Origin of the sequence: Arthrobacter sp. Hiyo1 (genome assembly GCF_001263615.2) — a bacterium.
In the GTDB taxonomy this organism is placed as follows: Bacteria; Actinomycetota; Actinomycetes; order Actinomycetales; family Micrococcaceae; genus Arthrobacter.
In genome coordinates this window covers 22,837-33,908 of record NZ_DF952473.1, presented here as the reverse complement: position 1 = coordinate 33,908, position 11,072 = coordinate 22,837, and the positions used below count along the sequence as shown (strand labels likewise).

7 protein-coding genes and 2 pseudogenes are annotated in these 11,072 nt (G+C 64.0%); 5 read left to right on the top strand and 4 right to left on the bottom strand.

Going from position 1 to position 11,072, the window contains the following annotated elements:
- Positions 1 to 431 (top strand): annotated as a pseudogene (locus AHiyo1_RS26980) (primosomal protein N'); the annotation flags it as partial.
- Between the two features lie 5 nt (positions 432 to 436).
- On the opposite strand, the gene AHiyo1_RS15745 reads toward AHiyo1_RS26980, so the two are convergent.
- Genes AHiyo1_RS15745 through AHiyo1_RS15730 form a run of 4 tightly spaced genes read right to left on the bottom strand, consistent with a single transcriptional unit; the run spans position 437 to position 4,375 of the window.
- Positions 437 to 1,522, bottom strand: coding sequence for a glycosyltransferase family 4 protein (locus tag AHiyo1_RS15745; RefSeq protein WP_059389185.1), 1,086 nt, complete (start codon positions 1,520 to 1,522; stop codon positions 437 to 439).
- A complete protein-coding gene (locus AHiyo1_RS15740) occupies positions 1,519 to 2,466 on the bottom strand; it encodes an alpha/beta fold hydrolase (RefSeq protein ID WP_059389184.1) in 948 nt (315 codons plus the stop codon). The genes AHiyo1_RS15745 and AHiyo1_RS15740 overlap by 4 nt, the downstream gene beginning before the upstream one ends.
- 10 nt (positions 2,467 to 2,476) lie before the next feature.
- Positions 2,477 to 3,358 carry an aldo/keto reductase gene (locus AHiyo1_RS15735; RefSeq protein ID WP_059389183.1) on the bottom strand — a complete coding sequence of 294 codons (882 nt, stop codon included), beginning with the start codon at positions 3,356 to 3,358 and terminating at the stop codon, positions 2,477 to 2,479.
- Between the two features lie 54 nt (positions 3,359 to 3,412).
- Positions 3,413 to 4,375, bottom strand: coding sequence for a sugar-binding transcriptional regulator (locus AHiyo1_RS15730; protein WP_059389187.1), 963 nt, complete (start codon positions 4,373 to 4,375; stop codon positions 3,413 to 3,415).
- A gap of 124 nt (positions 4,376 to 4,499) precedes the next feature.
- Here AHiyo1_RS15730 and AHiyo1_RS15725 point away from each other — a divergent pair.
- The 4 genes and pseudogenes from AHiyo1_RS15725 to leuS all read left to right on the top strand — a co-directional run.
- Positions 4,500 to 6,298, top strand: a pseudogene (locus AHiyo1_RS15725) (glycerol-3-phosphate dehydrogenase/oxidase).
- Positions 6,299 to 6,473: 175 nt separating this feature from the next.
- A complete protein-coding gene (locus AHiyo1_RS15720) occupies positions 6,474 to 7,220 on the top strand; it encodes an MIP/aquaporin family protein (RefSeq protein WP_084784534.1) in 747 nt (248 codons plus the stop codon).
- A gap of 58 nt (positions 7,221 to 7,278) precedes the next feature.
- Positions 7,279 to 8,793 (top strand): glycerol kinase GlpK, encoded by a 1,515-nt coding sequence (gene glpK, locus AHiyo1_RS15715; protein WP_059389182.1) that lies wholly within the window; start codon positions 7,279 to 7,281, stop codon positions 8,791 to 8,793.
- Positions 8,794 to 9,103: 310 nt separating this feature from the next.
- Positions 9,104 to 11,072: leucine--tRNA ligase (leuS, locus tag AHiyo1_RS15710; protein ID WP_059389186.1), on the top strand; the 1,969-nt coding region annotated here is incomplete at its 3' end.

Sequence of the window (11,072 nt, the reverse complement as noted above, 5' to 3'; positions counted from 1 at the left end):
GTGCGGCCCGCGAACGAAGGCGGGCTCGTCGTTGTCACCGCAGACGACACCGCCGCGACAGGTGCCCTGCTGCGCTGGGACCCCGCTGGATATGCCTCCCGAGAACTGGCACTGCGGCAGGAACTCCAGTTACCGCCCGCCGTGCGGATCGCCTCAGTGACGGGCAAGCGGGCCGACGTCGTGTATTTCACCGAAAGCCTGGCCGACACCATCCAGCTCCGCACTGCGGGCCCAGCGCCGGTCTCCCTTGCACTATCGGCGCAGCGCGCTTCAGGGCGGGACGACGATCCGGACGTCCGGACGCTGATCTTCATTCCCTATGCACAAGCAGTTGTTGCCACCCGTTCCATGAGGCCGTCAAAGCCGCCAGTGCGGCGAAGCGCACCTCAGGACCGGTGCAACTGCGGCTCGACGGCGTCGACGTCCTCTAGCGTCCTCAGCGCCGTTTGCGGCTCCGCATCGCAACGATCTCTTCGGCCACCGCCAGCAGTTGGCGCGCAGACTCGTCCCAATTGAAATCAGCCGCGCGTTCCACGGAGCGGCGCGACCGTGCCTGCCACAATTTGCCGTCTTCAAGGGCCTTGACCGCTGCGGCGAACTCGCCGGGCGATTCGGGGTGTACGTAGCTCACGGCGTCCCCGCCGACCTCACGGAAGATGGGGGTGTCGCTGGCGATCACGGGAGTGCCAAGTGCCATCGCCTCGACCAGGGGCAGCCCGTAACCTTCTGCCTTGGACAGGCTGACGAGGGCGGTGGCCCGGAGCAGGAGGGAATCGTATTCGGCATCCGTGACGCCGTTGTGGAACTCGACCTGGGCGCCAGGCGGGACCAGGGGCTCCAGCTCCGCACGGCGCTGGGGGGTGATCCTGCTGAGCAGATGCAGCGTGAATCCTGGCAAGTCGGCCATTCCCTGGATCATGGTCTCCACGTTTTTGTAGGGCATGAACGAGCCCATGTAGAGCAGGGATTTCTCGGCGCCGGCTGCGGGATCGCGCGGCTTCTGGCCCGGCTGTGGCGCGTTGCCCACGATCCGGACCGGGCGGCGCGTGAGATTGAACTTCGCCATGAGCGACTCGGTGGTGTGGCTGATGGTCGCCACGATGTCGGCCCGGTTGAGAAGCAATCGCTGCGGCCAGTAGGCCTTGTGGTAGAGCCGCCAGAGCAGCCGCACGGGTGCGGGCAGGAAGCCCGGAGGGGCAGGGTGCTCGTAGTAGATGAGGTCGTGCAGGGTCAGGACCAGCCCGTACTTGCGGCCCCAGGTTCCCATGGTCTGCATGGGGCAGACCACGACGTCGGCACCGAGCTTGTTGACTTCACGCGCCACGAACAGTTCGCGGGGGGACAGCGGGCTGCTGATGTGAACGTAGGGGACATCCGGGAGGAGCGCCAACTGACGCTTGTCACTGATGAGCATGGTGACATCCGCGATCTTGGACGTCGCCGCGATGAGGCTCGATCCGTAGCGGCTGATCCCGTCATGATGGTCCGTGCGGGTGAAGCGGGCATCTATGACGATTTTCACGCGGGGTGTTCCTCCAGGAAACTGCGGATGGCGGCGGCGGCCGGCGCCGGTGTCTCGTAATGAATCAAATGCCCGACGTCGGGAATCACTTCCAGCGCGCCGTCCGGGAGCATCTCCAGCAGCTTGTGCTGGTCCTTGAGCAGGGCGATCTCGTCTTTCTCGCCGGCCACCAACAACACAGGAAGGTCCAATTGCCCGGCGACCTCGGCCACATAGCTGGACACCGAAGCCCGGAAAGACTCCAGCAGGCTAGCGCGGTCGGCGAACGCGGAGAAGTACGCATCGTGCTGGCCATGGACAAAGGCCCGGAGTTCCTTGTCCCGGGTCTTGGCCATCGCGGCGCTCATGACGCGGACAACGAGGCGGCTGCGCAAGACGGCGAGTCCAAGCCGGCGCGGGAGCTTGGCGGAGACCTGGTAGTACAGGACCGCGAGCTTGGTCATGAGGCCTTTGGGGCCCTCAAGCGCGGGGGCGGCGATGGGATTGACCAGGATCAGCGGGCGGATGGCGCCCGGGTTCGCGGCGGCGAAGTGGCTGGCGACGATGGATCCGAAGGAGTGCCCCAAGAGAACTGTGTCCGCTCCGAGGCCCAAGGCCGCCATGAAACCGGTGATGAACTTCCCGTAGCGTTCCACGGTGTGGGTGTCTCCGGCGAAAGGCTCCGAGCTGCCAAAGCCGGGAAGGTCGGGCATGATGACGCGCATTTCCGGCAGGTGGTCCACTACGCGGAGCAGGCCGTGGTGGTCGCCGCGGAAGCCGTGGATGACCAGTATGGTGCGCGTCGCCGGGGTCACCGTGACCGGTTCGTAGCACCAATAGGCGACGTTGCTGCCGTCGAGGTCGATGTCCGAGGCACTCGTCCTGGAGGCCAAGGCCTTGCTGAAGAACTCCCGTGGGGAGGCTGGTGCGGGTTCGGGGGAGTGGTTGGTGTCCACTTGTTCCATTCGGCAGGTCCTAGTTGACGTTGTCCGGGTGTGACCCGGTGCGGTGGTGGCGTTCGAGGGCGGCCAAGCCATCCATGTCGTCGGCATCAAGCTCGAAGCCGAAGACGTCGAAGTTCTCCTGGATGCGTGCCGCGGTACTGGCTTTGGGAATCACGATATTTCCGAGCTGGAGGTGCCAGCGGATGATGATTTGGGCAGGTGTCTTTCCATATTTATCCGCGAGAGCACTGACTGCCGGATCCTGGAGGACCTGGCCACGCCCCAACGGGCTCCACGCCTCCGTGCGGATGCGCAACTGCTCGTGGAGGGTCCGGAGCCTGGTCTGCTGCAACCACGGGTGCAGCTCGATCTGGTTCACCGCAGGAACCACTTCGGCTTTTTGCATGAGCGCTTCGAGGTGGGCCGGCTGGAAGTTGGAGACGCCGATCGCGCGCACCCGGCCCTCACGGTACAGGGTTTCCATTGCCCGGTAGCTCTCCTGGAACAATCCACGGCCAGCGCAAGGCCAATGGATCAGGTACAGGTCGACGTAGTCGAGGCCGAGATTGGCCATGGAGGTATCGAAGGCGCGCAGCGTGGAGTCGTACCCCTGGTCGTCGTTCCAGAGCTTGGTGGTGACAAAGACGTCTTCGCGGGAGAGGCCGTGAGTTCCTTCCCCGGAGCCTCCCGTGTTGCTGTCGATGCCGGGCGGGGGTGTGACCGCACTGCCGATGCCGCGTCCGACCCCGGTCTCGTTGCCGTACATGGACGCTGTATCGAAATGCCTGTAGCCGGCGCCCAGCGCAGTGGCGACCAAAGAAGTGGCATCCGCCGGCGGCACCTTGTAGAGCCCGAACCCCAACTGGTCAATCAAGACACCATTGTTGAGACTGAGCCTAGGCGAGGGTTTCATAGCCAAGACTCTACCTACCTCGATGCCGGGAATGTTTCAGGGTCCTTCAATTATTCAGGAAGGGCTGCCGAAACTGACCAGGCGCTTCGCCGTGGCCTCGTCCAGGATCAGATCTGTTGCCAGTTTCGCTTCGAGTGCTCCACGAAGCCCGTTGATCTTGGATGCACCAGAGACGACGCAGATCCGGCGACGCACCTGCCGTAGTTGCTCGTGGCTTGGGCCTGTTGACCGCTCGTTGAGGGTGATGCCGTCGGAAGAGCCGTCGGCGCGGAAAAAGACGGTGGCAACGTCGCCCACGACGTCCGAGCTGGCCAACAAGTTCAAGTCCGTTTCATCGAGGTACCCACCTGCGTAGACGTGGCTGGGGTAGTCCGAATGCACCGAGCCGACACCGAAGATGGCGATGCTCATCCTGGCTTGCAGATCGAGCACGCGTTGGACGCTGCGCTCATTCCACATGGCGGTCTTCGTGGAGGCATGGTCGAAGAAGGCGGGCACCGGGAACTGTTCCACCCGCGCACCAAAGGCGATGCCGAAACGGCGCATGATGTCGCTGGCATAAGTAATGCCGGTGGTCTGCATGTTGCCGGCGCCGTTGAGCTGCACGATGGTGCTGCCGTGCGTGATCTTGCGTGTCAGGTGCCTGCTGACGGCACTGATGGTGGCACCCCAGGCCACGCCGATGATGGCGTTGGAATCCACCAGGGGACCAATGGTCTTTGCCGCCTGCGTCGCCACCCGGTCAAGGGTTTCCGCCTCGTTCAAGGTGTCCAGGACGGGCACCACGTGCACATCGACCCCGTAGTGGTTGCGGATCATGCGCTCCAGTTCAGGGGCGGAATCCAGGGGACTGCGGATCTGGATCTGGACCAGTCCCGACTCGCGGGCCGAAGACAGCAAGCGGGAAACGGTTGACCGCGAGGTCCGAAGCTCGCGGGCAATGGCGTCCATGGTGAGGTCCTGGAGGTAGTACATCTGTGCCGCCCGGAGGGCCTCTGAATGTCGTGATCGTGGCATCTCAATTCCGTTCTGCACGTTTGTGCAACTAGCTTGATTTCATTTTCCATTCCTTCGAAGAATAGTTGTGCAAGGTGCGACGTCAAGTGATGCAGCGCATACACCAAAGCCCAAGGGAGCAGTTTTGGGATACACCAGCAATTCCGGTTCCGCAGCAGGATCACCACGTCGGGCTTCGGTTTCGGCACTCCGCGAACGGCCGCAGGCCCAGGTGCTGATCATCGGAGGCGGCATCAACGGCGTCGGAACCTTCCGCGATTTGGCACTCCAAGGCGTGGACGTCGCCCTCGTGGAACGCGGCGATTACTGCCAGGGCGCCAGCGGAGCCTCATCCCACATGATCCACGGCGGCATCCGCTACCTCGAGAACGGGGAATTCCGCCTCGTCCAGGAATCCGTGGTCGAGCGCAACCGACTTTTGAAGATCGCTCCGCACTACGTCAAGCCCCTGCAGACGACCATCCCGATCTTCAGCACCTTCTCCGGAATACTTTCCGCCCCCACCCGCTTCCTCACGCACAAGCAAGGCAAGCCGAAGGAGCGCGGCGCCTTCCTCATCAAGCTCGGCTTGAGCATGTACGACTTCTTCTCCCGCGACGGCGGCAGCGTCCCCCGCCATCAGTTCCGTGGCAAGGAGAAGGCCCTGGCTGAGTTGCCCCGGTTGCACCCCGGCATCAAATACGCAGCCACCTACTTCGACGCGTCCGTGCACAACCCGGAGCGCCTGACGCTCGATGTGCTGCAGGACGGCGAAAAGGCGGGCATCGGAAGCGGCTTGCCGGGCGGCAGCGCCCGGGCCAGCAACTACGTCTCCCTTGTTTCGATGGCCTCCGCGGACGACTCAGCCGGCGCTGTTTTGCTGCGCGATGAGCTCACTGGCGAGGAATTCAGCTTCCAGGCCGACGTGATCGTCAACACCACCGGCGCCTGGGTTGACCTCACCAACGCGGCGATGGGTGCCGCGAGCCGCTTCATGGGCGGAACCAAGGGATCCCATATCGTCCTGGACCACCCGGAATTGCTCGCAGCGTGCGGCGGCCGCGAGATCTTCTTCGAACACACCGACGGGCGGATCGTCCTGATCTACCCCATGGGTGACCGCGTCCTGGTGGGCACCACCGACGTCGAGGCGGACATGGCGCAGGATGCCGTGTGCACCGAAGCGAGATCGACTACTTCTTCGACCTGGTCGGCCACGTCTTCCCCTCCATCAAGGTTGAGCGCAGCCACATCGTCTACAGCTTCGCCGGCGTTCGGCCGCTTCCCCGTCACGATGACACGCAGCCGGGCTTCGTATCCCGCGACTACCGCATCGAGCGAAGCGGACGGGAAGCCTCCGGTGCCGCGGCCGCCCAAGGCGGCAAGGCCGCCGTCGTACTCTCATTGATCGGCGGCAAGTGGACCACTTTCCGGGCCCTCGCCGAACACCTGAGCAACGACGTCCTCCGCGAGCTGGGCTTGGAGCGGAAGGTCTCGACGGCGAAACTCGCCATCGGAGGCGGCTTGGATTTCCCGGACAGCGAAGACGGAATCCAGGACTGGGTCAAGAAGCACATGGCTCCCGGGCTCGACGCCGACCGGGTCAGCGGGCTGTTGACCCGCTACGGCACGCGCGCCGAGGACGTCATCGCCTACCTAGGGGCAGGCGAAGACCGGAAGCTCCGCTCCACGAACGAGCTCAGCGTCCGGGAACTCGAGTTCATGGCCGCCAACGAACAGATCGGGCACCTCGTGGATGTCCTCATCCGCCGCACCTCGCTGGCCTTCCGGGGACTCGTGACCGGAGAGCTCCTGAACGAAATCGCCGAAGTCCTCGCCACGCAGCTTGGCTGGGATTCGGCGAAGCGTCAAGCGGAAATCCAGCATGCCCAGGAGGTGCTTCTACGTTTTCATGGCGTGACTGTTCACAGCCTCGTCGCATGAACGTAATGTACGTCACATCAGCTTGATTGTTCCGGCCAAGAAGCCTGGACACAAGGGTTGCGGTCTTCTGCTCCGGAAGGGGGGGACCGCAATCGGGACGGCGCTAACAGACGCCGTCCCAACGGCCCCCACAAAACCTGCAGGGCTGACAACAGAAGAAAATGAGGAGTCAAAGATGTCTCTCGGAATTGTTTTCCTTTCCGAAGTGTTCGGAACCGGAATGCTTACCCTCCTTGGCTGCGGCGTTGTGGCAAACGTCGCGCTCAAGGGCACAAAGGGCAACAGCGGCGGGTTCCTGATGGTGAATTTTGGCTGGGGCATCGCAGTATTTGCCGGCGTTTACGTAGCGGCCATGTCCGGTGCGCACCTGAATCCGGCGGTCACGCTTGGTCTCCTGGTTGACGGTAAGGCCGAGTTCGCCCCCGGTGTGGCCGTAAGTGCGGCATCCACGTTCACCTACTTCGGTGGAGAACTGCTCGGCGCCTTCCTAGGCGCTGTCTTTGCCTGGCTCGCGCACAAGCAGCACTTCGACGCCGAGCCCTTGGCAGCCAGCAAACTCGCCGTATTCTCCACGGGACCGGCCATCCGCTCGTACCCCTGGAACCTCGTCACCGAAATCATCGCCACGTTTGTACTGGTCTTCGTGATCCTGACCTTCGGCGGCACTCCCTCCGGCCTAGGGCCGCTCGCGGTGGCATTGCTCGTCGTCGCATCGGCGCGTCCCTTGGCGGCCCGACGGGCTATGCAATCAACCCCGCCCGTGACCTCGGTCCGCGTATCGCCCACGCACTTCTGCCGATCAAGGGCAAGCTCCAGCGACTGGGCCTACTCCTGGGTTCCGATTGTCGGCCCGCTCCTGGGTGGAACCATCGCCGGACTCGTCGCCCACTCCATACCGATCATGGCCACTGTCGCCAAGTAGCAAACCGCTCAGTACCTACACCGCATCCACACCAAAGCAAGCAGACAAGGACGTCAAAATGTCGCAATACGTCATCGCCATTGACCAGGGAACCACCAGCTCGCGTGCCATCGTGTTCGATCACTCAGGCAACATTGTCTCCACCGGCCAGATGGAGCACGAGCAGATCTTCCCCCAAGCCGGTTGGGTAGAGCACAACCCGGTGGAGATCTGGGACAACGTCAGGGAGGTCGTCGGCTCTGCGTTGTCGAAGGCCAACCTGACCCGGCACGACATCGCAGCCGTCGGCATCACCAACCAGCGCGAAACCGCCGTCGTGTGGGACAAGAACACGGGCGAGCCCATCTACAACGCGATCGTCTGGCAGGACACCCGCACGCAGTCCATCGTGGACGAGCTGGCCCAGGACGGCGGCCCAGAGCGCTTCAAGCAAAAGGTCGGCCTTCCCCTGGCCACTTACTTCTCCGGAACCAAGATCAAGTGGATCCTGGACAACGTTGAAGGAGCGCGGGCCAAGGCCGAAGCCGGGGACCTCATCTTCGGGAACACCGACTGCTGGGTCCTGTGGAACCTGACAGGCGGCGTGGACGGCGGCGTACACGCCACAGACGTCACCAACGCCTCGCGCACCATGTTCATGGACCTGGACACCTTGCAATGGGACCAGGACATCCTCGACGCGTTCGGCGTGCCGGCGTCAATGATGCCCGCCATCAAGTCCTCCTCCGAGGTCTACGGCACGGTGCACACCTCGCAGTTGCTGCGCGAAGTGCCCGTCGCAGGTATCCTGGGCGACCAGCAGGCGGCAACCTTCGGCCAGGCGGCGTTCCAGGCGGGCGAAGCCAAGAACACCTACGGCACCGGTTGCTTCCTGATCTTCAACACGGGCGAGGAGATCGTCCACTCGAAGAACGGCCTGCTGACCACGCTGGGCTACAAGCTGGGCGACGCGAAACCGCACTACGCATTGGAAGGCTCCATCGCCGTCACGGGATCACTGATCCAGTGGCTCCGCGACAACCTCGGCCTGATCAGCTCCGCTCCCGAAGTGGAGACGCTAGCGGCAGGCGTCGAGGACAACGGCGGTGTCTACATCGTGCCCGCGTTCTCCGGACTGTTCGCCCCGTACTGGCGCGCCGACGCCCGCGGTGCCATCGTTGGCCTGACCCGTTTTGCCAACAAGGGCCACATCGCCCGCGCGGCACTCGAGGCCACCGCATTCCAGACCCGCGAGGTGCTCGACGCCGTCAACGCGGACTCGGGCGTTCCGCTGACTGAGTTGAAGGTCGACGGCGGAATGGTCGCCAATGAGGCGCTCATGCAATTCCAAGCCGACATCCTGGGCGTGCCTGTGGTCCGTCCGAAGGTCGTGGAAACCACGGCCTTGGGTGCCGCTTACGCGGCGGGCCTCGCCGTCGGCTTCTGGAAAGACCTCGGCGAACTCAGCTCAAACTGGGGCGAGGACAAGCGCTGGGAGCCGCAGCTCCCGGCCGAAGAGCAGGAGCGCCAGATGCGCCTGTGGAAGAAGGCTGTTACCAAGTCCATGGATTGGGTGGACGAGGACGTTAAGTAGGTCTCACCTCGGTTGAGGGAGGCCGCACTTGCCCCGCCCGCTTCGCGGTGCCCACCACACCCGGGCGAAGTGCGGCCTCCCTCAACCTTCACCTACGCGCAGCCGTTGAAACCACGCCATGGACTTGGTGCGGTAAGGTGGCTTTATGCGTGCGATCCTTCTGCTTAGCTAGCCGCCCGGTATACGTCGATCTAAAGCATCGCGAACCGAGCGGCCGCCCCTCCTTGCCGAGGGGCTTTTGTGTGTCCGGGACCTTCCGGGGCCCGGAGCAGGAGGCAAAACCGTCATGGAAGAACAGAAGAGGGCAGCAGTGAGCGTTCAGCCGGAGACAGAAACCGGAGCACAGTCAACAGTGGCAGGCGAGACGCCCGAGGAGGGTGTCTACAGCTTCGCCTCGATGGAGGCCAAGTGGCCGCAGGTCTGGGAAGACCTCAAAGTCTTCACTCCTGTCGACGACGGCTCCCGCGAGCGGCGCTACGTCCTGGACATGTTCCCGTACCCTTCAGGCGACCTCCACATGGGCCACGCTGAGGCCTTCGCGATGGGCGACGTCGTGGCGCGATACCTCCGCCAGAAGGGTTTCGACGTCTTGCACCCCATCGGCTGGGACTCCTTCGGCCTGCCCGCGGAGAACGCCGCCATCAAGCGCAATGCACACCCCAGCGAGTGGACGTACGCAAACATCGACACGCAGGCCGCGTCGTTCAAGCGTTACGCGATCTCTGCCGACTGGTCCCGCCGGCTGCACACTTCGGACCCGGAGTACTACCGCTGGACGCAGTGGCTGTTCAAGCGGTTCTACGAGCGCGGGCTGGCCTACCGCAAGGATTCCCCGGTTAACTGGTGCCCGAAGGACCTGACCGTCCTGGCGAACGAGCAGGTAGTCAACGGCGCGTGCGAACGCTGCGGGACCCCTGTCACGAAGAAGTCCCTGAATCAGTGGTACTTCAAGATCACCGATTATGCCGACCGTTTGCTCGACGACATGTCCGAGCTCCAAGGACACTGGCCCGAGCGGGTGCTGGCAATGCAGCGCAACTGGATTGGCCGCTCTGAGGGTGCCCACGTCCGGTTCGCGATCGAAGCCACGGACGGCCGCCCCGAACGCGAAGTTACTGTCTTCACCACGCGCCCGGACACCCTGTACGGGGCAACGTTCTTCGTCGTCGCCGCGGACGCGCACCTGGCGCTGGACTTGGTCACGCCCGAACAACACGATGCCCTCATGGCGTACCGCGAAAAGGTCAAGGCCCTGTCGGACATCGAGCGCCAGTCCACTGAGCGCGAGAAGACCGGCGTGTTCACCGGCCGCTACGCCATCAACCCGCTCAACGGCGAAAAACTGCCCGTGTGGGCAGCCGACTACGTGCTCGCCGACTACGGCACGGGCGCCATCATGGCAGTGCCTGCGCACGACCAGCGCGACCTCGACTTCGCCCGCGCGTTTGACCTGCCGGTGCGTCCGGTCCTCAACACCGGCGGAGAAGATCCGGCGGAGACCGGCATCGCGACCGCCGGCGAGGGCACCCTGATGAACTCCGGCGAACTGGACGGTTTGTCCAAGGCCGATGCCATCCCCGCAGCCATCGCCATCCTGGAGAAGCTGGGTACAGGGGAGAAGTTCGTCAACTTCCGCCTGCGCGACTGGCTCCTGAGCCGCCAGCGTTTCTGGGGTACCCCGATCCCCATCATCCATTGCGCCGAATGCGGCGAGGTGCCAGTACCGGACGATCAGCTGCCTGTCACGCTGCCCGAAAACCTGCGCGGCGAGGCGCTGTCGCCGAGGGGCACGTCACCCCTGGCCGCGGCGCTGGAATGGGTCAACGTCGAGTGCCCGAACTGCGGACGCGCCGCCCAGCGCGACACGGACACGATGGACACGTTCGTGGACTCTTCCTGGTACTTCCTGCGCTTCGTGTCCCCGCACTTCACCGAGGGACCGTTCGATCCTGCCAAGATCAACGACTGGATGCCGGTCGGCCAGTACGTGGGCGGCGTCGAGCACGCCATCCTCCACTTGCTGTACGCGCGATTCTTCACCAAGGTCATCCACGACATGGGCATGCTCGACGCGGACGAACCCTTCAGCGCCTTGCTCAACCAGGGGCAGGTCCTCAACGGCGGCAAGGCCATGAGCAAGTCCCTCGGCAACGGCGTGGACCTTGGCGAGCAACTGGATAAGTTCGGCGTCGACGCCGTCCGCCTGACCATGGTCTTCGCGTCGCCGCCGGAGGACGACGTCGACTGGGCGGATGTCTCGCCGTCGGGCTCCGCGAAGT